This window comes from Hydrogenophaga sp. GW101-3F08 (assembly GCF_059424585.1).
The window spans coordinates 230,620-257,223 of the sequence record NZ_JBWKZP010000002.1; the positions used below are offsets into that span (position 1 = coordinate 230,620).

Sequence of the window (26,604 nt, forward strand, 5' to 3'; positions counted from 1 at the left end):
TTCGCGCCGGAGGATGGCGCACGCCCGCACGGCAGGAGCCATGGTTGCCATCAGATCAACTTCTCTTTGGCGTTCCCGATCTTCTTCAGAGGCTGGTTGCGCGGGCCGCTGCACAGCAGCGGCACCTCGGTGTGGGCGCCGTCCCAGGTCGGGTGTTCGATGCTGTCGAACACCTCGCGCAGCTTCTGGCCCCAGGTGTTGTGCACCATGCGGAAGTAGGGGTTGTTGTCGTCGATGCAGGTGATCTTGTCGCTCTGCATCTGGTCGACCTCGTACACCGCCAGGTCCAGCGGCAGGCCCACCGAGAGGTTGGACTTGAGCGTGGAGTCCATGGACACGAGCACGCATTTGGCGGCCTCGTCCAGCGGGGTCTCGGGCGTGATCACGCGGTCGAGCACCGGTTTGCCGTATTTGGACTCGCCGATCTGGAAGAACGGGGTCTCGGCCGTGGCCTCGATGAAGTTGCCGGCCGAATAGACCTGGAACAGGCGCATGCCCTCGCCCTGGATCTGGCCGCCGAAGATCATGGAGACGTTGAACTCCACCCCGGCGCGTTTGAGCGATTCGCCGTCGCGCTCGTACACGTGGCGCACCGCCGAGCCCAGCACGCGCGCGGCGTCGAACATGCTCTTGGCGTTCCAGATGGTGATGGGCTCGCCGCCATCGATGTCCTTCACTTGCTCCACCTGCAGGATCTCGCGCACCGATTGCGAAATGCTCAGGTTGCCCGCCGAGAGCAGGCACATGAAGCGCTCGCCCGGCTTCTCGTAGACGATCATCTTGCGGAAGGTGCTGATCTGGTCCAGGCCCGCGTTGGTGCGCGAGTCGGAAAGAAACACCAGCCCGGCGTTGAGTTTGACGGCGACACAGTAGGTCATGATTTTTCAGCCAGTTTCTTGAGGACGTAGAGCTGTTCCAGGGCTTCGCGCGGGGACAGCGCATCGGGGTCGATGCCTTGCAGGGCGGTCTGCAAAGGGTGGGCTTCGGGCTCGGCGCTCGGTGGCGGCGGGGCGAACAGATCGACCTGGCTGCGGCTTTGCTCGCTGTGGTTCTCCAGCGCGGCCAGGGCGTGGCGCGCGTGCTGCACCACCGCGGCCGGCACGCCGGCGAGCCTTGCAACTTGTATGCCGTAGCTGCGGCTGGCCGGGCCGGGTTCGATCTGGTGCAGGAACACGATGCCCGATTTTCCACCGCCTTCGACCGCGCTCACATGCACGTTCACCGCGGCGTGGTGGCCGGCCGGGAATTCGGTGAGTTCGAAATAGTGCGTCGCGAACAGGGTGAAAGCCTTGGCTTTGTCGTGCAGGTGGGCCGCGATGCCGCCGGCCAGCGCCAGGCCGTCGAAGGTGGAGGTGCCGCGACCGATCTCGTCCATCAGCACCAGACTCTGTGGTGTGGCGGCGTTCAGGATCTGCGCGGCCTCGGTCATCTCGACCATGAAGGTGGACTGCGCGTTGGCCAGGTCGTCGGCCGCGCCGATGCGGGTGTGGATGGCGTCGATCGGGCCGAGGCGGCAGGCCAGCGCCGGCACGTAGCTGCCCATGCTGGCGAGCAGAGCTATCACCGCGACCTGGCGCATGTAGGTGCTCTTGCCGCCCATGTTGGGGCCGGTGATGACCTGCATGCGCTGCTTGGGGCCCATCACCGTGTCGTTGGCGATGAAGCTGCCGCCGCTGGTTTCGTTCAGCCGCGCTTCCACCACCGGGTGGCGCCCGCCGCGGATCTCGATGCAGGGCTCGGCCACGAACTGGGGTGCGCTCCAGTTCAGCGTGAGCGAACGTTCGGCCAGCGCGCAGAGCGCGTCCAGCGCGGCGAGCGCGCGGGCCAGGCGGGTGAGCGGGTCGATGTGCGCCTGCAACTGATCGAGCAGCTGTTCAAACAGGTGTTTCTCGCGCGCCAGCGCGCGCTCCTGCGCGCTCAGCGCCCTGTCTTCGAAGGCCTTGAGTTCGGGCGTGATGAAGCGCTCGGCGTTCTTCAGCGTCTGGCGGCGGCGGTAGTCGTCGGGCACCTTGTCGATCTGGCCCTGCGTGACCTCGATGTAAAAACCGTGCACCTTGTTGAACTGCACCCGCAGGTTGGCGATGCCGGTGCGGGCGCGTTCGCGCGTTTCCAGGTCGATCAGGAAGCCGTCGCAGTTGGTCTGGATGCCGCGCAGTTCGTCCAGATCGGCGTCGAAGCCGTCGTTGATGACACCACCGTCGCGCACCAGCGCGGCCGGCTCGGGCAGCAGCGCGGCCCGCAGCAATTCGGCGCAGCCGGCGGGGGGCGTGAGGTCGGCGGCGATCCGCTGCAGCAGGGCCGGGCCGTTTTCGGGCAGGCCGTGGTGCAGGGCCTGGGCGAGCTGCTGCGCGCGGCCCAGCGTCTGCCCCAGGCCGACCAGTTCGCGCGGGCGCACCTGGCGCAGCGCGGTGCGCGCGGTGATGCGCTCCACGTCGCTGGCGCCCTTGAGTGCGTTGCGCAGCGTGTGGCCCAGACCGTTGCGGAGCAGGCCGATGGCGTCGAGCCGCGCGCGGGCTTCCGTGCGTTCGCGCTTCGGTTCCAGCAGCCAGCTGCGCAGCGCGCGGCTGCCCATGCCGGTCTGGCAGACGTCGAGCAGGGAGAGCAGCGTGGGGCTGGTCTCGCCGCGCAGGGTGTGGGTGAGTTCGAGGTTGCGGCGGGTGGTGATCGGCAGGTCGATCAGTTCGTCGCTGCGCGCCACGCGCAGGCTCTTCACGTGGCTGAGCGCGCGGCCCTGGGTGTGTTCGGCGTAGTCGAGCAGGGCGGCGGCGGCGGCGTGCGCGTCGCTCAGGCCCTGCGCGTCCCAGGCGGCCAGGCTGGCGGCGCCCAGTTGTTCGAGCAGCTTGCGTTCGCCCAGAGCGCCGTCAAACGCCCAGGCCGGGCGCAGCACGGCCACGGTGCGTTGGCCATTGGCCAGCGGCTGGGCCGCGAGCGCCTGCACGTTCTTTTCAAACGCGGGCGTGACCTCGGCGCTGTACAGCAGCTCGCCCGGCGCGGTGCGCGCGATCCAGTCGGCCAGCTCGTCGCTGGCGCACTGGGCCAGGAACACGATGCCCTGCGTGACCGACATCCAGGCCAGGCCGACGCCGGTGCGCGCGCCCGCGTGCACGGCCATGAGCACGGCTTCGGTCTTGTCGGACAGCAGCTCGCTGTCGGTCAGCGTGCCGGGCGTGACCACGCGCACCACCTTGCGCTCCACCGGCCCCTTGGCCGTGGCCACATCGCCCACCTGCTCGCAGATGGCGGCCGATTCGCCGAGCTTGATGAGGCGCGCGAGGTAGTTGTCCACCGAATGGAAGGGCACGCCGGCCATCACCACCGGCTCGCCGGCCGACTGGCCGCGCTGCGTGAGCGTGATGTCGAGCAGGCGGGCGGCTTTTTCCGCGTCGGCGAAGAACAGCTCGTAGAAGTCGCCCATGCGGTAGAACAGCAGCGTGTTCGGGTACCCGGCCTTGAGGCCGAGGTACTGTTGCATCATGGGGGTGTGTTTGTCCAGCGGGGCGTTCAAAGCGTGCTCGTGGGGGCGGTTTCGGGTCGGCCCAAGACTGTAGCAGTTCGGGTTTTCCCCCAATGGGCTTTGCCTCACAATCTTCCCACCTTCACCCGCCGCTCCCGTCCGCACGCATGGTCAACGCCGTCCCAGAGCCCGCAGCCCCATCCGAAACCGGTCAGACGCCCTCGGAGCCGGGGCCATGGCCGATGGAGACGGAGCTGCCGTACGAGGCGATGTTCCTGAGCGCGCCGCTGGCGGGCAGCCTGAGCCGGGTGTCGGACGGGCGCCTGCTCGCCATCAACGACGCCTGGGTGGCCCTGACCGGGCTGTCGCGCGAGCAGGCCATCGGACGCACCACGGTGGAGCTGGGGCACTGGCCCGACGAGGCCGCGCGGGAGCGTTACCTGCAGGCGCCGCTGCCCTCGGTCGCTTCGATGTGTCTGGTGCACAGCAATGGCCGGCAGCGGCGGGTCCGGCTGCACACCTCGTTGCTGGCGGTGCGGCCCGAGCCCATGTTGCTGGTGTTCCTGTCCGACGTGACCAAGGAGTTCGAGGCCGAGCAGGCCTTGCAGCAGGCGCACCGGGAGCTGCAGCAACAGGTGGAGCTGCACGGCGTGATCGAGAAGCTCGCGCGCGTGGGCCACTGGACCAACGCCCGCAACGACCAGGACGTGCTCTGGTCACCCGGGCTGTTCGCCATCGCCGGCTTGGAGCCCAGCCCCGTGTTGAGCCGCCGCGAGGGCCGCTCCGGCATCCACCCCGAGGACATGCCGGCCTGGCAGAGCGCGCGCGAGGCCAAGGACGGTCGCGAGCTGGAGTACCGCTGGCGGCGGCCCGACGGTCAGCAGCGCTGGTTGCGCACCCGCATCGGCCAGACCGCGGTGGCGGGCAATCCGCAGACCGACTTCGGTGTGGTGCAGGACATCACGGCCGAGCGCGAAGCCACCCAGGCACTGGCGGGCCAGCTGCGTTTCATCCAGAACATCGCGGCCCGGGTGCCGGGCATGGTGTATCAGATCCGTCTGTATCCCGACGGCAGCAGCACGATTCCCTACGTGAACGACGCGGTGCGCGAGATGGTGGAACTGGACGCGAGCGATCTCGCGCGCGACGCCAGGCTCTTCTATGCCCGCGTGCACCCGGACGATCTTCCCCAGATGGTCTCGTCCCTGGCGGCGTCCGCGCGCGATCTCACGTTGTGGCGGCAGGTCTACCGCATCCAGTTGCCTCGCCGGGGGCTGCGCTGGTACAGCGCGGAGGCGGTGCCGCAGCGCGAGGCCGATGGCTCGGTGCTCTGGCACGGCTTCACCTTCGACGTCACCGAGTCCCGACTGGCCGCCCAGGCGCTGGAGCGGCAGCACCGCCTGCTCGACGCCGTGCGCCAGGCGCAGGCGTTGTTCATCGAGACCGAAGACAAGCGACAGGCCTTCGAGGGTCTGTTGGCCTCGCTGCTGGCCGTCACCGACAGCGAATATGGTTTCGTGGGCGAGGTGCTGTACGACCTGCGCGACCAGCCCTACCTCAAGACCCATGCGATCACCAACATCGCCTGGAACGAGCAGACCCGGCGCCAGTACGACGAGCAGTCCGAGGCCGGCCTGGAGTTTCGCAATCCCGCCACCCTGTTTGGCCATGCCCTGACCACGGGCGAGATCGTCATTGCCAACGATCCCCTGAACGACCCGCGAGCGGGTGGTCGCCCGTCGGGCCATCCGGGCATGTCGGCCTTTCTGGGCATTCCGCTCGCCGTGGGGGGCCGGCTGGTGGCCATGGTGGGGCTGGCCAACCAGCCCGGCGGCTACAGCGAGGCCGACGTCGAGTTCCTGCAGCCCCTGCTGGGCACGGTGCGTCAGCTGGTGCTGGCCTGGCGCGCCCACGCCGAGCGCCAGCGCGCGCGGCAGCAGTTCCAGGCCACCAGCGCCTTGTTGGCCGAAAAGAGCGCGGCGCTGCAGCTCACATTCGACAGCATGAGCCAGGGCCTGACCATGGTGGACAGCGCGGGGCGCGTGCGCTTCTACAACCAGCGCATGCTGGAGCTGCTGGAGCTGCCGGAGTCGCTGCTGGCGAGCCAGCCGACCCACCGGGAGGTGGTGCGGTTCCAGACCGAACGAGGCGATTTTGGTGAAAACCTGGAACTGCTGGACCTGGTCACGCGCCGCTCGGTCGCACGCTTTCCCGACGCGCAGCCACCCGAGACCTATGTGCGCAAGACCCGCGATGGACGCGCGCTGGAGGTGTTCACGCGCCTGCTGCCCGACGGCGGCATGGTGCGGACCTACACCGACGTCACCTCCTATTTCCGCGGCCAGGAAGCCCTGCGCGAGGAGCGCCAGCGCCTGGCGTGGGTGCTGGAGGGCACGCGCCCGGGCATCTGGGAAACCAGCCTCGAAACCTGGGACATGAAGATCAACGACCGCTGGGCCGAGATGCTGGGGTACACCGTCGAAGAGCTGCAACCCGTCACCTTCGACACCTGGCGCCGGCTGGTGCAACCGCAGGACCTGGAGCGCGCGCAGGAGGTGCTGCACCGGCACTGGCGTGGCGAGATCCCCTACTACGAATGCGACATCCGCATGCGGCACAAGGACGGCCGCTGGATCTGGGTCAACGACCGCGGACGGGTGCACAGGCGCGATGAGCACGGGCGGGCGCTGTACATCTCGGGCACCCACCTGGACATCCACGAGCGGGTGGCCGCGCAGGAGGAGGTGCGTGCCCTCAACGCCAGCCTGGAGCGGCGCGTGGCCGAGCGCACCGCCGAGCTGGAGCGTTCCATGAAAGACATGGAGGCCATCTCCTATTCCATCGCCCACGACCTGCGCGCGCCGCTGCGCTCGGTCAACGGCTTCGCCGCGCTGATCCTGGAGGAAGAGGGCGGGCGTCTGAGCCCGCTGGCCAGCGACATGTTCGGTCGCATCGCCCGCGCTTCGCGCAGCATGGGCCAGATGATCACCGACATGCTGGAGCTGCTGCGGGTGGTGCGGGTGGAGCTGGCGCCGGTGCCGGTGGACATGAACCTGCTGGCACTGGGCGCGGCCGACGACCTGGGGCCGGGGGTGCCGCACGCCCGCATCGAACGGCAGTCCTTGCCCGAGGTGATGGGCGACGCCGTCCTGCTGCGCCAGGTGCTGGTCAACCTGATGGACAACGCCCTGAAGTACTCGCGCCACCGGGCCCAGCCCGAACTGGTGCTCGGTTTTGACCAGGTGCAGCAGGCGTTTTTCTTGCGCGACAACGGCATGGGCTTTGACATGGCCCGCGCGCAAAAGCTGTTTGGCCTGTTCCAGCGCCTGCACGCGGCCTCCGACGTGCCCGGCACCGGGGTGGGGCTGGCGATCGTGGCGCGCATCATCGAGCGCCACGGCGGGCGCATCTGGGCCGAGTCCGCGCCCGACACCGGCGCCACCTTCTGGTGGACCCTGCCGCCGGCCTGAAAAAAGCCGGCAGGTGCGGGCGTCCCGGATGTCAGGTGGTCAGAACGGTGCGGCGGGTTGTTCCGACGAGGGGAGTTCGTCGCTGGCCGGCGGGGTGGCACCGTCGGCGGGCGCCGCCGAGCTGGGCAGCGACTGGCGCAGGGCGGCCTTGTCACCCGCGCTGGCGAACTTGCTGTATTTACCGATCACGCCCACCATCTGGCCGTAGATCTTCGGGTTGGCCGCCAGGCATTCCTTCTGTTCCAGGAAATTGGCTTCGCCGGTGAAGTTGCCCACCAAGCCCCCGGCCTCGGTCACCAGCAGGGCGCCCGCGGCCACGTCCCAGGGCGACAGGCCCGTTTCAAAGAAGCCGTCGGTGAAGCCCGCGGCCACATAGGCCAGGTCGAGCGCGGCCGAGCCGGGGCGGCGCACGCCGGCGCACCTGGGCATCACGTCGCCCAGCATCTGCATGTAGGTCTGGAGGGCGTCCCCCGGGCGGAACGGAAAGCCGGTGGAGAGCAGGCACTCACGCATGGCGATGCGTTTGGCCACGCGGATGCGGCGGTCGTTCATGTAGGCGCCGCGTCCGCGCGTGGCGCAGAACAGGTCGTTGCGGCTCGGGTCGTAGACCACGGCCTGTTCCAGCTTGTTGCCCACCATGAGCGCGATGCTCACACAGTAGACCGGGAAGCCGTGGATGAAGTTGGTGGTGCCGTCCAGCGGGTCGATGATCCAGACATGGTCTGCGCCGCCGTGTTTGCCCGGGCGCTTGCCCGATTCTTCGGCCCAGATGGCGTGATCGGGGTAGGCGGTGAGCAGGGTGTCGATGATCGCGGCTTCGGCCGCGTGATCGACTTCGGTCACGAAATCGTTGGTCTGCTTGGCGGAGACCCGGACCGACTCCACGTCCAGCGCGGCACGGTTGATGATGGTGCCGGCAAGGCGAGCGGCCTTGATGGCCACGTTGAGCATGGGGTGGAGTGTGGACGACATGAATTGTGAACCTTTGCGCGGCAGCGGGCTGCTCGCGTGACAGTGGAAGAGCGGGAAGGCTGGGCCCCAGGCGATACGGGGCGGCGACAATCGGGGATTTTACCGTTTCAACACACCAAACACCTCACCGAAGCGCGAGCCCCACCCGGCACACACCGCAGAACCGGCTCCGCCGGGCTGCTGGTGTGGCCCCCTGGGGGGTGACGCGAAGCGGCGCGGGGGGATTCCCTCATGAAAACGCGTTTCATCCTGATCCAGACCAGCCACGCCGGCAATGTGGGTGGCACCGCCCGCGCCATGAAAGTCATGGGCTTTGACGACCTGGTGCTGGTGGCGCCGCGCTGGGCCAACGTGTTGCGGCGCGAGGAAACCATCCAGCGCGCCAGTGGTGCCAACGACGTGCTGGACAAGGCCCGCGTCGTGGACACGCTGGACGAAGCGCTGGACGGCATGGACCATCTGTGCGCCACCGCCATGACCCCGCGCGACTTCGGTCCGCCCACGCGGCACCCACGCGAACACTTCGCCGCGCTGCTGGGCCACGGTGCCCCCGCGCCGGCGGGCCACGCCGGCGACGAGCCCCCCAACACCGCGCCGCAGGGCGTGGCTTTTCTGTTCGGTTCGGAGCGCTTTGGCATGCGCAACGAGGACGTGTACCGCTGCCACACCTGCCTGAGCATTCCGACCGACCCGCAGTTCGGCTCGCTCAACCTGGCCGCTGCGGTGCAACTGATCGCCTACGACTGGCGCCAGGCGCTGGGCGGTTACGCCCTGCCACCCGCCAGCACGCCCGAGCGCCCGCTGGCCGACGCCAAGGCCCTGGCCGGCATGCTGCAGCATCTGGAGCAGGCGCTGGTGGCGGTGGACTTCCTGGATCCGGAGGCGCCCAAGAAGCTCATGCCGCGCCTGAACCAGCTTTTCAACCGGGCTGCACCGACCGAAGAAGAAATCCACATCCTGCGTGGTGTGGCCAAGGCCATGTTGCAGACCGCTGCGAAGGCAAAGCGATAGACTGAGCGCATGTTTGCCCGACTCCACTCCGACATCCAGTGCATCCTCGATCGCGATCCTGCGGCGCGCAGCACCTGGGAGGTCATCACCTGTTACCCCGGCCTGCATGCCGTCTGGCTGCACCGCCCGGCGCACTGGTGCTGGACGCACGGGTTCAAGTGGCTGGGGCGTTTCACCTCGCACATCGCACGCTGGCTGACCGGCATCGAGATCCACCCGGGCGCCGTTCTGGGGGAGCGCGTTTTCTTCGACCACGCCATGGGCACGGTGGTGGGCGAGACGGCCGAGATCGGCGACGGCTGCACGATCTACCAAGGCGTGACGCTGGGCGGCACCTCGCTCTACAAGGGCGCGAAACGCCACCCGACACTGGGCAAGGACGTGGTGGTCAGTGCGGGCGCCAAGGTGCTGGGCGGTTTCGTGGTGGGTGATGGCGCCAAGATCGGCAGCAACGCGGTGGTGATCAAGCCGGTACCGCCGGGCGCCACCGCGGTGGGCATTCCGGCGCGCATCATCCCGAGCAAGCAGGGCGAGAGCGCCGACGTGACCGAGGCCCATCCGAAGTTCCAGGCCTATGGCATCACGCAGGAAGACGACCCGCTGTCGCAGGCGATGCGCGGCCTGATCGACAGCGCCGCCGGGCAGGAACACCAGATCGCGCTGCTGTGGCAGGCGATCGAGAAGCTCTCGGCCAACAAGGCCAGCGGCGACTGCGTGCCTTCGGATGCGGCCCGCAGCGAGTGCTTCGAGGCCGAGAAGCTGAATCAGCTGGTGGGCAAGTGAATCACCTGCTGCCCGGCGCGGCGGCGGCCTGCGGTGGCGCGTCCGCACGCGCCACCAGCTCCGCGTCCAGCCAGCCCCTGAGGCTGTTGTAGAACGCCAGGCCCTGCGCACGGGCCAGATCCCCGGTGGTGAGCACCGCCTGGCCCAGTCGGCCTTCGGCCAGCAACGCGGCCCGGTAGGTGCCCGCCAGCAGTCCACTGGAGAGCGCGGGCGTGAGCCACACGCCGTCGAGCCGAAGTGCCACGTTGCCCCGGGTGAACTCGGTGAGTTCGCCGCGCTCGTTGACCAGCAGGTGGTCGAACACCGCCGGGTCGGTGGGGGCCAGCACGTCGTAGTGCGCACGCCGCGTGGTCTTGTAGCGGATGAACTCCTGCAACGCGCCGCCCGTGGTCAGGGGCGCGGGCGCCAGCGCCACGCGCACCGGCTGGGCGGTGTCGGCCATGGGAAAGGCCTGCAGCTCGATCGCGCCCTGGGCGTCCAGGGTCAGGCGCACGCGCCACAGCCCCTGCGCGTGTCCTGCGCCGGCCAGTCGGGACAACTGCTCGCGCAGCGCCGGCAGATCGCAGGGGTAGCCGAAGTGGCGGGCGCTGTCCTGCAGGCGCTGCAGGTGGCGCTCCAGCAGCCAGTAGACGCCGCCTTCCAGGCGCAGGGTTTCCAGCAGCGAGAAGGGTTCGCTGACCCGGTGCAGGAGGTGGCTCTTGGTCATCAGTTCGTCCCATTCAGCGGCGGGGTCGGCGTAGACGGTCAACCCGCTGCCCACGCCGTAGCGGGCTTGCCACGCCGAGGGCGTGACCGGGTCGTGGTGCTGCAGTGTCAGGGTGCGGATCGGCACGTTGAAGGTCGCATGTCCACCGGGGCGGACCACGCCCAGCGCGCCGCAGTAGAAGCCGCGGGGCCCGGGCTCCAGCCGGGTGATCCAGTGCATGGCCTGCCGCTTGGGGGCGCCGGTGATGCTGCCGCAAGGGAAGAGGGCGCTGAACACGTCCGTGAGCGTGGTGCCCACACGGGCCCGGGCCGAGAGGCTGGATGTCATCTGCCAGACCGAAGGCCATGCCTCGGCCTCCATCAGCCGGTCCACCCGCACCGAGCCCGGCCGCGCGATCCGGTTCAGGTCGTTGCGCAGCAGGTCCACGATCATCACGTTTTCGGCGCGCTCCTTGGGGCTGGCCAGCAGTCGCTCGCGGGCGGCGGCGTCCAGGGTCGGGTCGCCCTCCCGGCCGGCGGTGCCCTTCATGGGGCGGCACAGCAAGCGGCCGCCTTGCCCGTCGGGTTGCCAGTCGAAAAACAGCTCGGGCGAGGCGCTCAACACGTGGCGGCGCCCACCGTCCAGCCACAACAGGTAACCATCGGGCTGCCGCGCGCGCAGGGCGTGCATCCAGGCCGAGGGTTCGCCGTTGAGCGTGCCCGCCAGGGACGTGGTCAGGTTGATCTGGTAGCAGTCGCCCGCGGCCATGGCTTGCTGCGCGCGCTCCACCTGGGCCAGGTAGTGCGCGCGCGACTCGGGCAGGGCCCAGTGCGCCGTCCGGGGCCGGTCCGATGAAAGGATGGGGGTGGTGAGCGGGGCCTCGTACACCCCGAACCAGACCAGCGGCCATTCGGGATCGGGCGCCTGCACGGGCAGCGAGGCGTCAAAGGCCGGCGCGGCCTCGTAGGCCAGACCGCCCACGCACCAGCGGCCCGCATCCGCATGGGCCTGCACCCGTTCAATCGCGCCGAACACCTCGGCCAGAGACCAGGCCTCGATGACCTCGGTGGGCTGGTCGAAGCAGGCCCGCAAACGGCCTCCCGACACGGCCTGGGGGGCGGTGTCGGGAAAATCGATGACAGCGCGCAAGATGGGAAAGGGCCGGTCTGGCGGCGCTCGGTCTCTCAGTGGTGATGGCCGTGCGCACCGTGCGCGTGGCCGTGGGCGACCTCTTCGGCCGACGCGGCCTGCACATCCACCACCTTCACCGCAAAGCGCAGCATCTGCCCGGCCAGCGGGTGGTTGCCATCCAGGTGCACCGTGTCGCCCTTGATCTTCTTGACGGTGAAGACCTGCTCACGGCCCTGGTCGTCGGTGCCCTGCAATTGGCCACCCACCTTCACGCCGGGCGGGAATTCGCTTTTGGGAATGCTGTGCACCAGGCTCTCGTCGCGCGCGCCGAAGGCGTCTTCGGGCTGCAGCACCAACTGGGCCGAAAAACCCTTTTCCTGGCCTTCCAGCGCCTTCTCGATCCCAGGCAGGGTGTTGTTGTAGCCGCCATGCAGGTAGGCTCGAGGCTCCTTGCCGTCCTCCAGCAGCTTGCCCTGCGCATCGGTGGCGCGGAAGGTGATGGTGACGATGGTGTCTTTGGTGATTTTCATGGGGGAATATTCGAGTGAAGTGTCTTATCAAGGGCACCCGTGGAACCGGCTTAGCCGGGCCACCAGGTGCGTCCCCCCACCGGGGGGAAGCCGCGAAGCGGCGCAGGGGGGGTTACCGTTTCGGCCGCCAGGCCTTGCAGACCGCGTCGTTGGTTTCCAGGTAGGGCCCTTCGATCAGGTCGATGCAATAAGGCACAGCGGTGAAGATGCCGTTGACCTTTTGGCTGCCGTCGCCGTTTTTCAGGCCCTCCAACGTTTCGGCGATGGCCTTGGGCTGGCCCGGCAGGTTGATGATGAGGCTCTGGTCGCGGATCACGGCCACTTGACGCGAGAGGATGGCCGTGGGCACGAAGGCCAGGCTGATCTGGCGCATCTGCTCGCCAAAACCGGGCATTTCCTTGTGCGCCACGGCCAGCGTGGCTTCGGGGGTCACGTCGCGTTTGGCCGGTCCGGTGCCGCCGGTGGTGAGTACCAGGGCGCAACCTGCGTCCACCAGTTCGATCAGCGTGGCGCTGATCGTGGCCTGCTCGTCGGGGATCAGGCGCGGCTCGAAAGTGATGGGGTTTTTCAGCGCGCGCGTGAGCCAGTCCTGCAGCGCGGGCAGGCCCTTGTCTTCATAGACGCCGCTGCTCGCGCGGTCGCTGATGGACACGATGCCGATGCGCACCGGCGCGGCGGCTGGGGGACTGGTGGGGGAGGTTGGATTCATGGCTGTTCGCTGTCTTCGGCGGGAGGTTCGTCGCCGCCGGCCTCGTCGCTGCTCTGCGTGAGCACGGCTTTGACGATCTGGAAAATTTCCCGGTAGGCCTTGGCGTGGCGCGCGGCTTCGCCCGGGCGTTCTTTCAGGGCCTGCGCGTCCTTGCGCGCCTGGCGGATGAGCGCGCGCAGCTGCTGCACGTCGGCGCCGGCGTCGAACTGCAGCCAGCGCGTGAGCGCGTCGTCGTCGGCGATCAGCTTGTCGCGCCATTGTTCGGCCTGGTGCAAGGCCAGCGTGGCCTGCGCCGAGGGCTTGCGCTGTTCTTCCAGCGCGGCCTCGATGGCGGCGATGGCGTCTTCGTCGAGCTTGCGCATCAGCTTGCCGATGAACTGCATCTGGCGGCGCCGGCCTTCGAAGTTGGTGATGCGTTTGGCCTCGGCCAGCGCGTCGGTCAGCTTGTCCGACAGGCTGTGCGCGTCCGCGAGCCGGGCCATGACCGTGGCGCTGAGCGTGAGCATGCTTTCGCCCAGTGCCTGCAGCCGGTCGCTCTCTTTTTTCAGGTCCGTCTTGCTCATGTCGGCCGAGCCCTTGAGCTCGCGTTTGAGCTCCAGGTCCAGTTCACTGCCTTCGGCGACGAACTGGCCACGGACGAAATAGCCTTTGGTGGGTTTGCGGGACATGTTGGTATGAATCCCCTGCACCGCCTGCGGCCTCACCCCTCAAAGGGCGCCAGCTGCGGTCCACCCTGGGCTTGACGAAGGGTGGATCCGCGCTGGCCAGGACGGCCGTGCCTCTGGCGTTGCGGGAAAGGGGATGGGTGAGAGAACAAAAAGGGGACCGGCAAGTATCATAGCCGTCCACATGAAAAAAGCTCCCAATACCCCGGCCCCAGTCCCCGCAACCAACCCCGCCGCCGCCACCGCGGCCAACGGGCGGACCCCGTTGACGGGTTTCCAGTACGCGCGGGGCCAGTTCGAAGACCTGGTGGACCTGGCGCTGGGCCACGCTCGGCAACTGGGCGCGGTCGACGCGGCGGCCGAGGTGTCCGAGGGCGCGGGCCTGAGCGTGTCGGTGCGCAAGGGCGAGCTGGAGAACGTGGAGCGCAACCGCGACAAGTCGCTCGGCGTGACCATCTACCTGGGACAGAAGCGCGGCAACGCCTCCACCTCCGACTTCTCCCCCGACGCGATCCGCCAGACGGTGCAGGCCGCCTACGACATCGCCCGCTTCACCGCCGAGGACCCGGTGGCCGGCCTGCCCGACCCGCAGGACGTGGCCGACAGTTACCCCGATCTGGACCTGTTTCACCCCTGGTCCATCACTTCCGAAGAGGCGCTGCGCATCGCCCTGGCCTGTGAAGCCGCGGCCTTTGCCACCAGCAAACAGATCCGCAACAGCGAAGGCGCCGGTGTCTCGGCCCAGCAGTCGCATTTTTTCTCGGCCCACATGCGCGGCGGCGAACGCGGCAAACCCGGCATCTTCAGCGGCGGCTACGCCAGCTCGCGCCACAGCCTGTCGGTGGCACCCATCGCCGGCAAGGGCGCCAACATGCAGCGCGACCACTGGTACAGCTCAATGCGCTCGCCCGAAGACCTGGCCAGCCCGCAGGCCATCGGCCGTTATGCCGCCGAGCGAGCGCTGGCGCGCCTGAATGGCCGCAAGATCGCCACCACCGAGTGCCCGGTGCTGTTCGAGTCGCCGCTGGCCGCTGGCCTGCTGGGGGCCTATGTGCAGGCCACCAGCGGCGGCGCGCTCTACCGCAAGACCACGTTCCTGAACGACAGCCTAGGCAAACGGGTACTGGCCAAACACCTCGACATCGTGGAAGACCCGCACGTGCGCAACGGCAAAGGCAGTTCACCCTTTGACGACGAAGGTGTGCGCACGCAGAAGCGCAAAGTGCTCAGCGCGGGCCGCGTGCAGGGCTATTTCCTCTCCACCTACTCGGCGCGCAAGCTCGGCATGCGCACCACCGGTAACGCCGGTGGTTCGCACAACCTCACGCTCACCAGCCGCCTGACCCTGCCCGGCGACGATCTCAAGGCCATGCTCAAAAAGCTCGGGCGCGGCCTGTTCGTCACCGAACTCATGGGCCAGGGCGTGAACTACGTGACCGGCGACTACTCACGCGGCGCCTCGGGTTACTGGGTGGAAAACGGCGAGATCGCCTACCCAGTGCACGAGATCACCATCGCCGGCAATCTGAAGGACATGTTCTTGGGGCTCGAAGCCGTGGGCGCCGACGCCTACAACTACGGCGCCAAGACTGTGGGTTCGATCCTGGTCAACCGCATGAAGGTCGCGGGCAGCTGAGCGCGAAGGCCCGGTTCAGAGGCAGCGCTCGCTGTAGCGCTCTTCGAACAGCGCCAGATCCCGCAGATCGCCTTCGCTCGGGTTGGGGCGTTGTTTGCGACGGTGGATCGACATGCGCATTTCCGCACACTGGTTGCGAAAGCGGGTTTCCGCTTCCTGGGATTCGAACCGGCGCTGCTGGGCCAGTTCCTGTTGTTCCTCGGCCTGCTTTTCCTTGCTGCGCTGATCCTGACGCAATTGGCGATAGGCCTTCGAGCGTTCGTCTGAACACTCCCGCTCGAAGTTCTGTTGCATCTCGCGCACCGTCTCGTAGCTCAGGCCGCGGTTGGGCGCGGTGCGGATGCCGTCCTGCATCGTGACGCATCGGGCGCTCATGTAGGCCTGTTCTTCACCTGCCCGTTCGATCCGTTGCACGGGGCGCTCATACGGTTTCGGTGCCTCACGGGCCGGACCGTAATAGACCATGCCCGGTGTGGGCAGTCTCGGACAGGGCTGCCGCGATCGGTAAGCCGTGCCGCCTTCGGTCTTGCAGGCGTAGGTGGTTTCCGCCCACGCTGGCGCGCTGCACGCAGCCAGAAAAAGGACGATGGAGGCCCGCAAGGAGCTGTGATTCTGGTTTCCGAACGCCATGGCCCTGTGTGGTGCAAGTGAAGGAGGGCAAATTCTAGTGGGAAAGCCCCAGTGCATCGCTCGGCTGGGTGTGCGTTATTGCTTGCGTTGCACGAACAGGTTGCGTTTGGCGTCCTCGGGGTAGGCAAAGGTCACGGCGCCGTTGCGCACCTTGCCCATGACCAGCATGTTCTGGCTGATGGCGTCCTTGTCTTCGAGCGTGAAGGGGCGTTCGTAGGTGGCCACCACGCCGTAGTAGACGCGCGGAATGTTTTCCAGCGCGGCCTTGACGGCCGGGCCGCCGAACTTGCCGTTGCGGATGCCGAACAGCGCGTAGGTCAGCAGGTAGGTGCTGTCGTAGGCCTGGGCCGCAGCCATGGGCACGGCGATCTTGTGTTTGTACTTGCGTGCATACGCGCTCAGGAACGCTGCTCGCCGCTCGTTGCTGGGCTCCGCGATGAAGGTCTGCGCCATCAACGCGCCTTCGGCGGCCTGTTTGGCGCCATCGATGAAGAAGGGGAAGGACAGGGGCCACGCGCCCACCTGGGGCACATCCCACTTGAGCTCACGCCGGCCATTGGCAATGGCTGCGTTCTCCGGGCCCACGGTATAGCTGAACACCACGTTGGCGCCAGCAGCCTGCGCCGTTTTCAGAGGCTCTTTCAGGTCTTTCACACCGAGCGGAAAGCGCGCGACGTGCACGGCTTTGAGGCCCTTGGCGGCCAGTGCGGCTTCCACGTCCTTCAGGCCCGCCTCGCCATAGCCCGTGGTGTCGGCAAAGATCGCGACCTGGGTCCAGCCGCGTTTGACCAGATCGTCCACCACGAATGGCGCCTGGATCGAGTCCCGCGCCGAGGTGCGGAAGATGTAGCTTTGGGGCGCGGGAAACTTGGTGGTCAGCGGCGTGCCGGTCGAGCAGGGAATGATCAGAGGCGACTGGTTGCTCTGGAACACGTCCAGCGACAGGGCCGCCACGCCGGTGTTGCAAAAGCCAATGGTGGCCACAACGCCCGCGCTGACGAGTTCCTGTGAGCCCTTCAGTCCCACATCCGGATTGCCCTGGTCGTCCTTGATCACCAGTTCCAGCGGGCGCCCCAGGTAGCCGCCGACGGCGTTGATCTCGTCCACCGCCAGCTGTATGCCGTGCAGCATCGGGTTGCCGAAATCCGAGGAAGGGCCACTGAAGGGGCCGATGACGCCGACTTTGACGGTGGGCGGTGTCTGGGCAGCGGTCGACAATGCGATCACGGTGGCCAGCATTCCGATGGCCCGGGGAACAAACAAACGCAGTCGCTGCATGGGACACCTCTTGAAAGTGCCCAGAGTCTATGAAGACCGGCGTGGCTGGCGGAACGCGGTTTTCCCTGAGTCGAGCGGTGGAGGTCAGCAATCCGTCAGCTTGCAGCGCCACCAGGGCGGGCGCTGTGGCGTTATCCCGCCAGTGCGGCCTTGACAGCCGCCGACACTTGGCCCATGTCGGCCTTGCCGGCCAGGCGGGTCTTCACCGCACCCATGACCTTGCCCATGTCGCCCGGACCTTTGGCGCCGAGTTCTTCGACGATGGCCCTGACCTCGGTGGCCACTTCCTCGGCCGATAGGCGCGCCGGCAGGTAGGCCTGCAGCACCTTCATCTCGGCGGACTCCTTGTCGGCCAGGTCCATGCGGTCGGCCTTGGTGAAGGCCTCGATGCTGTCCTTGCGCTGCTTGATCAGCTTGTCGACGATGGCGATGACCATGGTGTCGTCCAGCTCCACGCGCTCGTCCACTTCCTTCTGCTTCATGGCCGCGGTCAGCAGGCGGATGGTGCCCAGGCGCTCGCTGTCCTTGGCGCGCATGGCGGCTTTCATGTCTTCGGTGATGCGTTCTTTGAGGCTCATGGTGGGGCTCCTGGGGTGGGGGTGAGAGGGTTGCTGGAATGAAAAAAGCCCGCCTGAGCGTCCTCCAGCGGGCTTTTTCGGCTGCCGGGCAGACCGGCGGCTCGACTTCAGTACAGCTTCTTGGGCAACTGCATGGAGCGCACGCGCTTGTAGTGGCGCTTGACGGCGGCGGCCTTCTTGCGCTTGCGTTCGGCGGTGGGCTTTTCGTAGAACTCGCGGGCGCGCAGGTCGGTCAGCAGGCCGAGCTTTTCGATGGTGCGCTTGAAGCGACGCAGAGCGACGTCAAAGGGCTCGTTGTCTTTTACACGGATGGTCGTCATTGAAGAAGAAATTCCAGAATGCACAGAAAGAGGATGACCGGGAAGATCGGGCCCGAGCGTCGTTTCTGCAAAGTTCCCCCGCCTGTTAACTAGTATTGGCCGACGGGGGTCTGCCAGCAAAGCCTTGGATTATAGCCCTTCGCGGCGTGCAGGCAACTCCCCGTCAGCGCGGGATTTGTCCATGCGGTGGCCGGAGAGACCGGGGGCGTGAAAGCTCCTTGAATCGACGGGCGCCTGCGCCCGGTCGTGCAAACCGTAGTCGCGCAGCACCTCGGCCACCCTCAGGCGGTAGTCCGCAAACAGCTGCGCGCGCCCTGCCGCCTGGGCCTGGCGGTGGTGTTCCAGACCCCGCCACCGCCGCACGGCCTCTTCGTCGCGCCAAAACGACAGCGACAGCAGCTTGCCGGGGTGGAGCAGGCTTTCAAACCGCTCCACACCCATGAAACCGTCCATGCCCTGCAGTTCCTGGCTGAGGGCGGCGGCGGTGTCCAGGTAGGCCTGGCGCTGCCCGTCGTTCGGCTGCAGCTCGAAGATCACGGCGATCATGCGAGCACCTCCGCGGTATCGACCGGCCCGGCGGCGCGCTCGAACGTGCCGGCGACGACCTCGGTGAAACGGCGCTCTTCGCGCAGGATGAAACGCTGCTGCTGCGCCAGGGCGAAGTTGGCCTGGCCTTCGGGATCGGCGCGCAGGCGGGCGCGGTAGGCCTCGTAGGCGGCCAGGCTGTCAAAGGCGATCAGGCCCCAAGCTTCGACGTTGCTGCCCTCGTGGGGCAGAAAGTAGCCCAGCAGGTGGCCCCCGCAGCGGGGGATGATGCGGCCCCAGTTTTCGGCGTAGGCCCGGAAGGCCTCGCGCTGAAAGGGGTCGATTTCGTAGCGGATGAAGCAGGTGATGGTCATGGAGGGTTCTCCTTCACAATGGGGACGAGGGATCGGAAGCGATGGGTCCGACATGGGACCTCATGGTGTCGCGGGGCTCGACCAGGATGCTTCGCTGTGGAGCGAAGCGTCGCAGCGCGGGTTTGCCGCACACTCGGGCCATGCAAACGAACCGCATCGCGCACGTCGCCGCCCTGGTCGGCGAGCCCGCGCGCACCGCCATGCTGATGGCCTTGATGGACGGGCGTGCGCTCACCGCCCGCGAACTGGCCGACGTGGCCGGCATCACACCGGCCACGGCCAGTCGCCATCTGGGCCTGCTGGTGGAGGCACAGCTGCTGCACGTGGCGCACCAGGGGCGGCACCGTTACCACCGGCTGGCTTCGCCCGAGGTGGCGCGGGTGCTCGAAGGCCTGATGCAGCTCGCCGCGCCGCCTCGGGATGCGGTGCCCCGTCGCCTGGCCGTCGGCCCGCGCGATGCCGCGCTGCGCATGGCGCGCACCTGCTACGACCACCTGGCCGGTCGTCTGGGCGTGGCCATCGCCGGCCATTTGCTGGCGTCGGGGGCGGTGGTGTTCGACGGCGACGACACGGCGGGCCACGTGACCGATCGTGCGGGGGATGCCTTGCTCGGTTTGGGGCTGGACGCCGGTGGGGCGCTGCTGGCCGGCGGCCCGGGGCGGCGGCCGCATTGCCGCCCGTGCCTGGACTGGAGCGAACGCCGCATGCATCTGGCCGGCCACCTGGGTGCACTGATCTGCCGCCATTGCCTGGAACGGGGCTGGCTGCTGCGGGGGACGGGCACGCGCGCGCTCACCATCACGCCGCCGGGCGCGTTGGCCCTGCGCGACTGGCTGGGCACCGCGCGCTGGCGCGACGTCGTGGGTGACTGAGAGAACCGGGGGTCAGGCGCCGGGCAGGGCCATCGCGCAGGCGTGGGCGCTGGCCCAGGCCCATTGGAAGTTGTAGCCGCCGAGCCAGCCGGTCACGTCCACCACCTCGCCGATGAAATACAAGCCGGGCTGTTTCGATTCCATGGTCTGCGAAGACAGCTCGCGCGTGTCCACGCCGCCGAGCGTGACCTCGGCCTTGCGGTAGCCCTCGCTGCCCGTGGGCGTGAGCTCCCAGCGCGAGAGGCGCTCGGCCAGCCGGGCCAGGGCCTTGTCCGACGCTTCGCTGATGGGGCGTTGCCAGTCGGTGTCTTGCGCCACCCAGGCGTCCGCCAGACGGCTGGGCACGAGCGTGGCCAGTTCGTTGGCGATCAGCTTGCGGGACGTGGCCTTGGCGCGCGCCAGGGCCGCGGGCAGGTCCACCTCGGGCGCCAGGTTGAGGCGGATCGGCGTGCCCTCGCGCCAGTAGCTGGAGATCTGCAGCACGGCCGGGCCCGAGAGGCCGCGGTGGGTGAACAGCAGGTCTTCGGCGAAGCTCATCCGGTTTTTCTTGTCGCCGGTCTCGATCTGCACCGGCAGGGCCAGTCCAGCGAGATTGGCATAAGGCGCCCAAGCCTCACCGTCAAAGGTGAGTGGGACGAGGCCGGGGCGGGGTTCGACGCAGCGCAGGCCGAACTGCTTCGCGACGCGGTAGCCGAAATCGGTGGCCCCGATCTTCGGGATGGACAGACCACCGGTGGCGACCACCACCGCTCGGCTGGCCACCGTGCCGCGCTCGGTGTCGAGTTCGTAGCTGCCATCGCCGGTCACGCGGATGGCTTTGACGCCGCAGGGTTGCCAGCGCACCACGCCGCCGGCCTCGCACTCGGCCAGCAGCAGAGCGATCAGGTCCTCGGCCGAGCGGTCGCAGAACAGCTGACCCTTGTGCTTCTCGTGGAAGGCGATGCCGTATTTCTGCAGCAGCGCGATGAAGTCGGCCGGCGTGTAGCGCGAGAGCGCCGAGCGGCAGAAGTTCGGGTTCTCGCTCAGGAAGTGCTTGTGCGGCGCGCGCGGATCGATGTCGCGGTTGGTGAAGTTGGCCCGGCCGCCGCCCGAGATGCGGATCTTCTCCGCCACCTTCTCGCTGTGGTCGAGCAGCAGCACACGCAGGCCGCGCTGGGCCGCGACACCGGCACAGAAAAGACCGGCCGCACCCGCGCCGATGACGATGGCGTCGAAATCTTGCATGGCGCGCAGTGTAGGCGCACGGACCGGTGGGCGATTCGACTCGAACGAGGTGACCAAGCCCAGGGGTACTGCGGAACCGGCTTCGCCGGGCCGCAGGTGCCGCCCCCTTGAGGGGGGACGTGCGAAGCACGGCGGGGGTGCTTCACCGTCCTCTGCTGCGCTCGGCCAGCACCGCCGCCTTGCGCGTGAGCCGGTCGATCTCGCTGGTGATGTCCGACAGCACGTTGGCCACCACGGCGAACTCGCGGCCGTGTTGCCCGGCCCGCGCGGCCATGACCTGCGCGTTGAAGCTCACCACCTTGGCCTCCTTGGCCACGCTCTGGATGTCGTCCACGATGCCCACCAGTTCTTTCATCATGGCGTCCGAGTGCGCCTTGGCGACTTCGTCGAACGCGGTGGTCGCGGTGTTGAGGGCTTCGAGGATGCGATCGGTGTGGCCGACCAGCTCGGCGGTGGTGGCGGACACGCGCGGGCTGCGCGCCTCGATCTGGTCGAGCGCGCTGCGCATGAGCTGCATGAAGGCCTGCACCACGGGGCCGACCCCGCGCGGGCCTTGGTAGGTTTCGGTGATCTTGCGGGCGCTGGCGGGATCGAGCTGCGCGGTGGTGGCCTGCAGGTGTTGCTGGCTTTCGGTGAACATGCGCAGGCTGCGCTGGGCGGCGCGATGCCACCCGGCGTCACCGCTGGCGGCCAGCACGGTCTGCAGGATCATGCGCTGCGAGAGCATGCGCTGGCGCGCGGCGAGGTTGACCAGTGACAGGCCCGCGATGTGGTCCGGCGTGTCCTGGTGCGATGGGGTGGTGCTTCGGGTGGCGAGGGGTGTCATGGCCGACACCAAGCAATCGCCGGGCCATGGTTGCATCTGCCCGGGCGGTGTGCGGCGCACCAGCATGGCGCGCGGCGGGTGCGCCCAACGGTTGAGCCTGTTGAAAGGCTTGCTTCGACAGGCTCAGGCCGAACGGAATGGCAGGCCCAGCCCGATCGGCCGGTGCAGCACGCCCTGGCCGCTCAGGCGGCGCGCGACAGCAACAGCGGTTGCGGCTGTGGCAGATCCATCGCGGCCACGCCGCGCACCACGTCACCGACCACGATCACGGCCGGGCTGCCCAACTGTTCGCGGGCGATGGTGGCGCGCAGCTCGCCCAGCGTGGTGATCGCGTGGCGCTGCTGGGGCAGGCTGGCGTGCTGGATGATGGCCAGCGGTGTGTCGGCCGGCAGGCCGGTGAGCAGATCGGCCTGGATCTGCTCGGCGCTGGACACGCCCATGTAGATCACCAGCGTGAGCTTGGCGTCGCGCGCGGTGGCGGCCAGGGCCTGCCAGTCGGTGCCGCTGTCGCCGGGCTTGGCGTGGCCGGTGATGAAGACCACGCCGTGCGCATGATCGCGGTGCGTGAGCGGGGCGCCGAGCGAGGTCAGGCCGGCCAGGCCGGCGGTGATGCCGTTGATGATCTGCACCTCGATGCCGGCGGCGCGCAGGTGTTCCACCTCTTCACCACCGCGCCCGAAGATGAAGGGGTCGCCGCCCTTCAGGCGCACCACCACCTCGCCTTCGCGTGCGGCCATGAGCATGAGTTTTTCGATGAAGGCCTGCGGCGTGCTCTTGCAGCCGCCGCGTTTGCCCACGTGAACGATGCGCGCGCGGGGCGAGGCGTGGGCCAGCACGCCGTCGCTCACGAGGTCGTCCACCAGCAGCACGGTGGCCGCGGCAATGGCGCGGGCGGCCTTGATGGTGAGCAGTTCCGGGTCGCCCGGGCCGGCGCCGACGAGGGTGACGGTGCCCGGGTTGAACTGGGTGGCGGAAGAAACGTTGACGGTGGCGGGCATGTTCATGGTGTGGTGACCTCCTGAGCGAGCGTGGTCTCCAGCGCGGGCTGGCGCTGCATTTCTCGCAAGATGTGTTCCACCTGCAGGGCGATGGGGGTGGGCACGGGCAGTTCGCCGTCGAGCACGGCGCGGATGTAGCGCGCGGTGCTGTCGGTGTCGACCGTGGTCGGCAGCTCGGGCAGGCTGACCAGCGGCCCTTCCTGCGCGGGCTGCACGGTGTGGGTGGCGCCATCGCGAAACACCGCCATCTTCGGGGTGCGCCGCGCGTCGGCCACCGGTTCGCCCTCGGTGCCGCGCAGCAGCATGGCGTGCGCGCCGGTCAGGGCGAAAGTGGCGGCCATGGAGAGCGCGTATTCGGGGTGCGTGTAGCTGCTGACGATGAAGGCGCGGCCGGCGCAGGGGTTCATGAGCTTGACCAGGCTGTGCGCCGGGTTGCGCAGGCCCACCGCGCGGCGCACGTCGAGCAGGCGCTTGAGGCCCGGACTCAGCACCTCGGTGGGCGCAAAAGCGATTTCGCCCGCGGCGAGCGAGGACACGCCGTGCGAGGGCGTGATGCCCAGTTCGGCGAACACGCTGGAGGCGAACACGCGCTTGTCTTCGGTGGCCGTTCCGTGCACCAGCACCGGCACGCCGTGGCGCGCCAGCAGCAGGCCGAGCAAGGGCGTGAGCACCGGCAGCTTGCGCGCACCGTTGTAGCTGGGCAGCACCACGGTGGTGAGGCCGTTGTCGGGCACGCGCCGCAAGCGGGCGTGGGCCGCGTCGAGGAAGCCCGCCATTTCTTCGGGGGTTTCACCCTTGATGCGCATGGCCAGGCAGAAACCGCCGATTTCCAGGTCGGTCACGCTGCCGTCGAGCACCTGGCCCAGCAGGTCGGTGGCCTGCTCGCGCGTGATCGCACGGGCGCCGTCCTTGCCGCGACCGATGACCTTGATGTAATGGCTGATACCCATGGTGCGCGATTGTCCGGGAATCTTGATGACCTGGCGTTATATGGGAAGTGGCCACCTGCCGCGGGTCAGGCGGCCTGCAGCCCGTGGGGCGTCGCACGCACCAGGCGGCGCAGCTCGGGGATGCACGAGCCGCAGTTGGTGCCGCACTTCAGCCCACCCTGCAGCGCGGCCAGGCGCTGGTCGTCGTTGCCATCGCAGGCCCGCAGGTGGGTGCCGATGTCATCTTCGCTGACGTTGAAGCAGGTGCAGACCTGGCGGCTCCTGGCCACAATGGCAACCGGGGCTTTGGCGCCAGGCATCAGCAGCAGCCGGCCATAGCCCTCGGCGGGCAGCTCGTCCGCGAGCAGGGGTTTGATCCAGACCTCGGCGCGGGTGTCGCCCGCCAGCACGAAGGCTTCGAGCTGTGTGGACCCGCCCTCGCGCAGCAGCCGCGCGGTGCGCCGCTGGCCCAGGCGTTTGTCCACGTAACGCAACGTGTCGGCGGTGTTCAGCCCCAGCAGGGTTTCGATGCGTTCGATCAGGGCGGTGTCGGGCGCGTCGTGCGCGCTGGCGCGCAGCAGCACACCGGTGCGGTCACGGCCGAAGGGCACGCAGGAGGCGAAGGGGAACGAGGGCATGAGCGTGCGCAGCTCGGCCTGCACCGCCAGCGCGCGGTCGGCGGGCAGCCAGGCCATGGCCAGCAGGTTCCAGGGCAGTTCGGCCTTGAGGATCTTGACCGCCGCGTGCTTGAGCTCGGGCTGCTTCGAGGTGGGGCAATAGGCCGAGGTGGTGAGCGCGTTGACGCCGGCCAGCGGCTCGCCCGTGCTGCTGCGCCCGCTCAGGTACTCCGGCCCCCAGTGCATGGCGATGAAGGCCTGCGACAGGCCGATGTCGCGGCTGGCCTGCAGCGGCACCAGGATGGAGCCGCGCTTGCTGGTCACGTGCACCAGGTCGCCGTCTTTCAGGCCGCGGCGTTCGATGTCTTGCGGGTGCAGCTGCACCACCGGCTCGGGCACGTGGCCAAACAGGCGGCCGAGCGTGCCGGTGCGCGTCATGCCGTGCCACTGGTCGCGCAGGCGCCCGGTGCTGAGCGAGAACGGGTAGCGCGATTCGCGCGGCTCGGCCAGTGGCTGCCAGGGCAGGGCGGCGAAGCGGGCCTTGCCGTCGGGGGTGGGGAAGTGGCCGTCTTCGTACAACCGGGTCTGGCCCGTGGTCTCGCCTTCGCGCATCGGCCATTGCTGCGGGCCTTCGCTTTCCAGCGTTTCGTAGGAGAGACCGGTGATGTCAAGGTCGCGGCCGCGGGTGGACTCGCGGTGTTCGAGCCAGATCTGTTCGGGGGTTTGGTAGGGGAAGAGCGTGTTGGTTTGTGCAGCATTTTTCTCCGGCTGCTCCGCAATCGGGGTCAGAGCCGAATTTCGATCGGCGTTGTTGACTGCCTCGGAGGTTTCTGTCCGGAATTCGGGTCTGACCCCGTTTGCTCGAACGGTGTTGGATTCGGTCCGAACGGGGAGGGCTTTTTCCAGCCGCTGCGCGAAGTCCACCACGATGCGCCAGTCGTGCCGGGCCTCGCCGGGCGCGGGCACGGCGGCGCGCACGCGGCTGATGCGGCGTTCGCTGTTGGTGACCGTGCCTTCCTTCTCGCCCCAGGTGGTGGCGGGCAGCAGCAGGTCGGCCCAGTCGCAGGTGGTGGCGGTGGCGTAGGCCTCTTGCACCACGACGAACTCGGCGCGCTTGAGCGCCTGGCGCACGGTGGCCTGGTCGGGCATGGACTGCGCCGGGTTGGTGCACGCAATCCACAGCGCCTTGATCTCCCCGTCGGCCGCGGCCTGGAACATTTCCACCGCGGTCTTGCCCGGCTTCGAAGGCACGTCGGCCACCCCCCAGAGCGCGGCCACTTCGGCGCGGTGCTCGGGGTTGGCGAGGTCGCGGTGGGCGCTCAGCAGGTTGGCCAGGCCGCCCACTTCGCGCCCGCCCATGGCGTTGGGCTGGCCGGTCAGGCTGAAGGGGCCGGCGCCGGGTTTGCCAATCTGGCCCGTGGCTAGGTGCAGGTTGATGAGCGTGGCGTTTTTCGCGGTGCCGCTGCTGCTCTGGTTCAGGCCCTGGCAGTACAGGCTGAGCGTGGCCGGCGAGGTGGCAAACCACTTGGCGGCTGTGAACAGGTCTTCCTTGTTCAGGCCGCAGACCTGCGCCACGTGCTCGGGCGTGCATTCGCGCACCAGCGCCCGCAGCGCGTCGAAGCCGGTGGTGTGCGCGGCGATGTAGGCGGGGTCGATCCAGCCCTCCCACAGCATGATGTGCAGCAGGCCGTGGAACAGCATCACGTCGCTGCCCGGTTGCAGCGGCAGGAACAGGTCGGCCAGATCGGCGGTGTCGGTGCGGCGTGGGTCGGCCACAATCACCCGCATGCCGGGGTGGTTCTTCTTCGCTTCCTCGATGCGGCGGAACAGCACCGGGTGGGCAAAGGCGGCGTTGCTGCCCACGATGAACAGGCAGTCGGCGTGGTTCACGTCGTCGTAGCAGGCGGGCGGCGCGTCGGCGCCCAGCGTGAGCTTGTAGCCCGCCACTGCGCTGCTCATGCACAGGCGCGAGTTGGTGTCCACGTTGTTGGTGCCGATCAGGCCCTTGGCCAGCTTGTTGAAGACGTAGTAGTCCTCGGTCAGCAGCTGGCCGCTGATGTAGAAGCCCACGGCGTCGGGGCCGTGTTTCGCGATGGTGTGGGCGAAGCGCTCGGTCGCCAGATCCAGCGCCGCGTCCCAGCTGACGGGCGTGGGTGCGGTCCCGCGGGCCAGGCGCTGCATGGGCTGCAGCAACCGGGTTTGCCGGGCGATGGTTGGCGTGGCCGTCAGGTGCAGCGTGGTGCCCTTGGTGCAGAGCTTGCCGAAATTGGCCGGGTGGTCCGGGTCGCCGCGCACACCGGTGATCTGGTGACCCTGGCTTTCGATGAGCACGCCGCAGCCGACGCCGCAATACGGGCAGGTGGAGCGGGTGATGGACGTGCTCATGG

The 26,604-nt window shown here is 68.3% G+C and carries 23 protein-coding genes; 5 read left to right on the top strand and 18 right to left on the bottom strand.

Translation table 11 applies throughout. The features are described 5' to 3' along the window. Nucleotides 1-50: 50 nt before the first annotated feature. Nucleotides 51-878 carry a proteasome-type protease gene (locus AC07YZ_RS06750; RefSeq protein WP_494794195.1) on the bottom strand — a complete coding sequence of 276 codons (828 nt, stop codon included), beginning with the start codon at nucleotides 876-878 and terminating at the stop codon, nucleotides 51-53. After that, nucleotides 875-3,475 (bottom strand): DNA mismatch repair protein MutS, encoded by a 2,601-nt coding sequence (gene mutS, locus AC07YZ_RS06755; protein WP_494794559.1) that lies wholly within the window; start codon nucleotides 3,473-3,475, stop codon nucleotides 875-877. Before mutS ends, AC07YZ_RS06750 begins: the two co-directional genes overlap by 4 nt. Nucleotides 3,476-3,696: 221 nt before the next feature. Here mutS and AC07YZ_RS06760 point away from each other — a divergent pair, with 221 nt between their 5' ends. Beyond that, nucleotides 3,697-6,924 (top strand): PAS domain-containing protein, encoded by a 3,228-nt coding sequence (locus tag AC07YZ_RS06760; RefSeq protein WP_494794196.1) that lies wholly within the window; start codon nucleotides 3,697-3,699, stop codon nucleotides 6,922-6,924. A gap of 39 nt (nucleotides 6,925-6,963) precedes the next feature. On the opposite strand, the gene AC07YZ_RS06765 is transcribed toward AC07YZ_RS06760, so the two are convergent. Continuing rightward, nucleotides 6,964-7,896, bottom strand: coding sequence for an inositol monophosphatase family protein (locus tag AC07YZ_RS06765; protein WP_494794197.1), 933 nt, complete (start codon nucleotides 7,894-7,896; stop codon nucleotides 6,964-6,966). Nucleotides 7,897-8,127: 231 nt separating this feature from the next. Here AC07YZ_RS06765 and AC07YZ_RS06770 point away from each other — a divergent pair, with 231 nt between their 5' ends. Together AC07YZ_RS06770 and cysE are read left to right on the top strand one after the other, a co-directional pair. Next, complete coding sequence (locus AC07YZ_RS06770; protein WP_494794198.1) at nucleotides 8,128-8,907, top strand: RNA methyltransferase; 780 nt, start codon at nucleotides 8,128-8,130, stop codon at nucleotides 8,905-8,907. A gap of 9 nt (nucleotides 8,908-8,916) precedes the next feature. Further along, nucleotides 8,917-9,690 (top strand): serine O-acetyltransferase, encoded by a 774-nt coding sequence (gene cysE / locus AC07YZ_RS06775; RefSeq protein WP_226493918.1) that lies wholly within the window; start codon nucleotides 8,917-8,919, stop codon nucleotides 9,688-9,690. Nucleotide 9,691: 1 nt separating this feature from the next. Here cysE and AC07YZ_RS06780 read toward each other — a convergent pair whose 3' ends face one another. The 4 genes from AC07YZ_RS06780 to yjgA all read right to left on the bottom strand — a co-directional run bounded on the left by AC07YZ_RS06780 (nucleotide 9,692) and on the right by yjgA (nucleotide 13,413). After that, nucleotides 9,692-11,524, bottom strand: a complete 1,833-nt coding sequence (locus AC07YZ_RS06780) for a chorismate-binding protein (protein WP_494794199.1) — start codon at nucleotides 11,522-11,524, stop codon at nucleotides 9,692-9,694. 35 nt (nucleotides 11,525-11,559) lie between these two features. Continuing rightward, the gene (locus tag AC07YZ_RS06785) at nucleotides 11,560-12,036 is read right to left on the bottom strand and encodes an FKBP-type peptidyl-prolyl cis-trans isomerase (protein WP_494794200.1); all 477 of its coding nucleotides are present in this window, start codon (nucleotides 12,034-12,036) and stop codon (nucleotides 11,560-11,562) included. A gap of 112 nt (nucleotides 12,037-12,148) precedes the next feature. Next, nucleotides 12,149-12,745 (bottom strand): molybdopterin adenylyltransferase, encoded by a 597-nt coding sequence (gene mog / locus AC07YZ_RS06790; protein ID WP_494794201.1) that lies wholly within the window; start codon nucleotides 12,743-12,745, stop codon nucleotides 12,149-12,151. Continuing rightward, nucleotides 12,742-13,413, bottom strand: coding sequence for a ribosome biogenesis factor YjgA (gene yjgA, locus AC07YZ_RS06795; protein WP_494794202.1), 672 nt, complete (start codon nucleotides 13,411-13,413; stop codon nucleotides 12,742-12,744). The genes mog and yjgA overlap by 4 nt, the downstream gene beginning before the upstream one ends. A 181-nt stretch (nucleotides 13,414-13,594) precedes the next feature. On the opposite strand from yjgA, the gene pmbA reads away from it, so the two are divergent. Beyond that, entirely contained in the window at nucleotides 13,595-15,046 is a 1,452-nt protein-coding gene (gene pmbA / locus AC07YZ_RS06800; RefSeq protein ID WP_494794203.1) for a metalloprotease PmbA, read from the top strand. 15 nt (nucleotides 15,047-15,061) lie between these two features. Here the strand turns inward: pmbA and AC07YZ_RS06805 are convergent, their stop codons facing one another. From AC07YZ_RS06805 to AC07YZ_RS06830, 6 genes are all read right to left on the bottom strand, one after another. Next, complete coding sequence (locus AC07YZ_RS06805) at nucleotides 15,062-15,676, bottom strand: hypothetical protein (protein ID WP_494794204.1); 615 nt, start codon at nucleotides 15,674-15,676, stop codon at nucleotides 15,062-15,064. A gap of 75 nt (nucleotides 15,677-15,751) precedes the next feature. Then, nucleotides 15,752-16,915 (bottom strand): ABC transporter substrate-binding protein, encoded by a 1,164-nt coding sequence (locus AC07YZ_RS06810; protein WP_494794560.1) that lies wholly within the window; start codon nucleotides 16,913-16,915, stop codon nucleotides 15,752-15,754. 170 nt (nucleotides 16,916-17,085) lie between these two features. Beyond that, nucleotides 17,086-17,532 (bottom strand): GatB/YqeY domain-containing protein, encoded by a 447-nt coding sequence (locus AC07YZ_RS06815; RefSeq protein ID WP_226493911.1) that lies wholly within the window; start codon nucleotides 17,530-17,532, stop codon nucleotides 17,086-17,088. 107 nt (nucleotides 17,533-17,639) lie between these two features. Further along, complete coding sequence (gene rpsU / locus AC07YZ_RS06820; protein ID WP_056273869.1) at nucleotides 17,640-17,852, bottom strand: 30S ribosomal protein S21; 213 nt, start codon at nucleotides 17,850-17,852, stop codon at nucleotides 17,640-17,642. Between the two features lie 129 nt (nucleotides 17,853-17,981). Then, entirely contained in the window at nucleotides 17,982-18,398 is a 417-nt protein-coding gene (locus tag AC07YZ_RS06825; RefSeq protein ID WP_494794205.1) for an antibiotic biosynthesis monooxygenase family protein, read from the bottom strand. After that, nucleotides 18,395-18,751: an NIPSNAP family protein gene (locus tag AC07YZ_RS06830; protein WP_494794206.1), complete on the bottom strand. Its 357-nt coding sequence runs from the start codon at nucleotides 18,749-18,751 to the stop codon at nucleotides 18,395-18,397. The genes AC07YZ_RS06825 and AC07YZ_RS06830 overlap by 4 nt, the downstream gene beginning before the upstream one ends. Nucleotides 18,752-18,891: 140 nt before the next feature. On the opposite strand from AC07YZ_RS06830, the gene AC07YZ_RS06835 reads away from it, so the two are divergent. Further along, nucleotides 18,892-19,623: an ArsR/SmtB family transcription factor gene (locus AC07YZ_RS06835; protein WP_494794207.1), complete on the top strand. Its 732-nt coding sequence runs from the start codon at nucleotides 18,892-18,894 to the stop codon at nucleotides 19,621-19,623. A gap of 12 nt (nucleotides 19,624-19,635) precedes the next feature. On the opposite strand, the gene AC07YZ_RS06840 is transcribed toward AC07YZ_RS06835, so the two are convergent. From AC07YZ_RS06840 to AC07YZ_RS06860, 5 genes are all read right to left on the bottom strand, one after another. After that, a complete protein-coding gene (locus AC07YZ_RS06840; protein WP_494794208.1) occupies nucleotides 19,636-20,847 on the bottom strand; it encodes a BaiN/RdsA family NAD(P)/FAD-dependent oxidoreductase in 1,212 nt (403 codons plus the stop codon). 142 nt (nucleotides 20,848-20,989) lie between these two features. Beyond that, nucleotides 20,990-21,673, bottom strand: a complete 684-nt coding sequence (locus AC07YZ_RS06845; protein WP_494794209.1) for a methyl-accepting chemotaxis protein — start codon at nucleotides 21,671-21,673, stop codon at nucleotides 20,990-20,992. A 182-nt stretch (nucleotides 21,674-21,855) separates the two neighbouring features. Beyond that, on the bottom strand, nucleotides 21,856-22,677 hold the full coding sequence (gene cobA / locus AC07YZ_RS06850) for a uroporphyrinogen-III C-methyltransferase (protein WP_494794210.1): 822 nt from the start codon (nucleotides 22,675-22,677) through the stop codon (nucleotides 21,856-21,858). Continuing rightward, a complete protein-coding gene (ybiB, locus tag AC07YZ_RS06855; RefSeq protein WP_494794211.1) occupies nucleotides 22,674-23,621 on the bottom strand; it encodes a DNA-binding protein YbiB in 948 nt (315 codons plus the stop codon). Before ybiB ends, cobA begins: the two co-directional genes overlap by 4 nt. 65 nt (nucleotides 23,622-23,686) lie before the next feature. Next, nucleotides 23,687-26,602 carry a nitrate reductase gene (locus AC07YZ_RS06860; RefSeq protein WP_494794212.1) on the bottom strand — a complete coding sequence of 972 codons (2,916 nt, stop codon included), beginning with the start codon at nucleotides 26,600-26,602 and terminating at the stop codon, nucleotides 23,687-23,689. Nucleotides 26,603-26,604 lie beyond the last annotated feature (2 nt).

Bases quoted from the DNA above. Each gene is read 5' to 3' on its own strand.
- AC07YZ_RS06750 (WP_494794195.1), bottom strand. From the start codon at position 878: ATGACCTACTGTGTCGCCGTCAAACTCAACGCCGGGCTGGTGTTTCTT.
- mutS (WP_494794559.1), bottom strand. From the start codon at position 3,475: ATGATGCAACAGTACCTCGGCCTCAAGGCCGGGTACCCGAACACGCTG.
- AC07YZ_RS06760 (WP_494794196.1), top strand. From the start codon at position 3,697: ATGGAGACGGAGCTGCCGTACGAGGCGATGTTCCTGAGCGCGCCGCTG.
- AC07YZ_RS06765 (WP_494794197.1), bottom strand. From the start codon at position 7,896: ATGTCGTCCACACTCCACCCCATGCTCAACGTGGCCATCAAGGCCGCT.
- AC07YZ_RS06770 (WP_494794198.1), top strand. From the start codon at position 8,128: ATGAAAACGCGTTTCATCCTGATCCAGACCAGCCACGCCGGCAATGTG.
- cysE (WP_226493918.1), top strand. From the start codon at position 8,917: ATGTTTGCCCGACTCCACTCCGACATCCAGTGCATCCTCGATCGCGAT.
- AC07YZ_RS06785 (WP_494794200.1), bottom strand. From the start codon at position 12,036: ATGAAAATCACCAAAGACACCATCGTCACCATCACCTTCCGCGCCACC.
- mog (WP_494794201.1), bottom strand. From the start codon at position 12,745: ATGAATCCAACCTCCCCCACCAGTCCCCCAGCCGCCGCGCCGGTGCGC.
- yjgA (WP_494794202.1), bottom strand. From the start codon at position 13,413: ATGTCCCGCAAACCCACCAAAGGCTATTTCGTCCGTGGCCAGTTCGTC.
- pmbA (WP_494794203.1), top strand. From the start codon at position 13,595: ATGAAAAAAGCTCCCAATACCCCGGCCCCAGTCCCCGCAACCAACCCC.
- AC07YZ_RS06805 (WP_494794204.1), bottom strand. From the start codon at position 15,676: ATGGCGTTCGGAAACCAGAATCACAGCTCCTTGCGGGCCTCCATCGTC.
- AC07YZ_RS06810 (WP_494794560.1), bottom strand. From the start codon at position 16,915: ATGCTGGCCACCGTGATCGCATTGTCGACCGCTGCCCAGACACCGCCC.
- AC07YZ_RS06815 (WP_226493911.1), bottom strand. From the start codon at position 17,532: ATGAGCCTCAAAGAACGCATCACCGAAGACATGAAAGCCGCCATGCGC.
- rpsU (WP_056273869.1), bottom strand. From the start codon at position 17,852: ATGACGACCATCCGTGTAAAAGACAACGAGCCCTTTGACGTCGCTCTG.
- AC07YZ_RS06825 (WP_494794205.1), bottom strand. From the start codon at position 18,398: ATGATCGCCGTGATCTTCGAGCTGCAGCCGAACGACGGGCAGCGCCAG.
- AC07YZ_RS06830 (WP_494794206.1), bottom strand. From the start codon at position 18,751: ATGACCATCACCTGCTTCATCCGCTACGAAATCGACCCCTTTCAGCGC.
- AC07YZ_RS06835 (WP_494794207.1), top strand. From the start codon at position 18,892: ATGCAAACGAACCGCATCGCGCACGTCGCCGCCCTGGTCGGCGAGCCC.
- AC07YZ_RS06840 (WP_494794208.1), bottom strand. From the start codon at position 20,847: ATGCAAGATTTCGACGCCATCGTCATCGGCGCGGGTGCGGCCGGTCTT.
- AC07YZ_RS06845 (WP_494794209.1), bottom strand. From the start codon at position 21,673: ATGACACCCCTCGCCACCCGAAGCACCACCCCATCGCACCAGGACACG.
- cobA (WP_494794210.1), bottom strand. From the start codon at position 22,677: ATGAACATGCCCGCCACCGTCAACGTTTCTTCCGCCACCCAGTTCAAC.
- ybiB (WP_494794211.1), bottom strand. From the start codon at position 23,621: ATGGGTATCAGCCATTACATCAAGGTCATCGGTCGCGGCAAGGACGGC.
- AC07YZ_RS06860 (WP_494794212.1), bottom strand. From the start codon at position 26,602: ATGAGCACGTCCATCACCCGCTCCACCTGCCCGTATTGCGGCGTCGGC.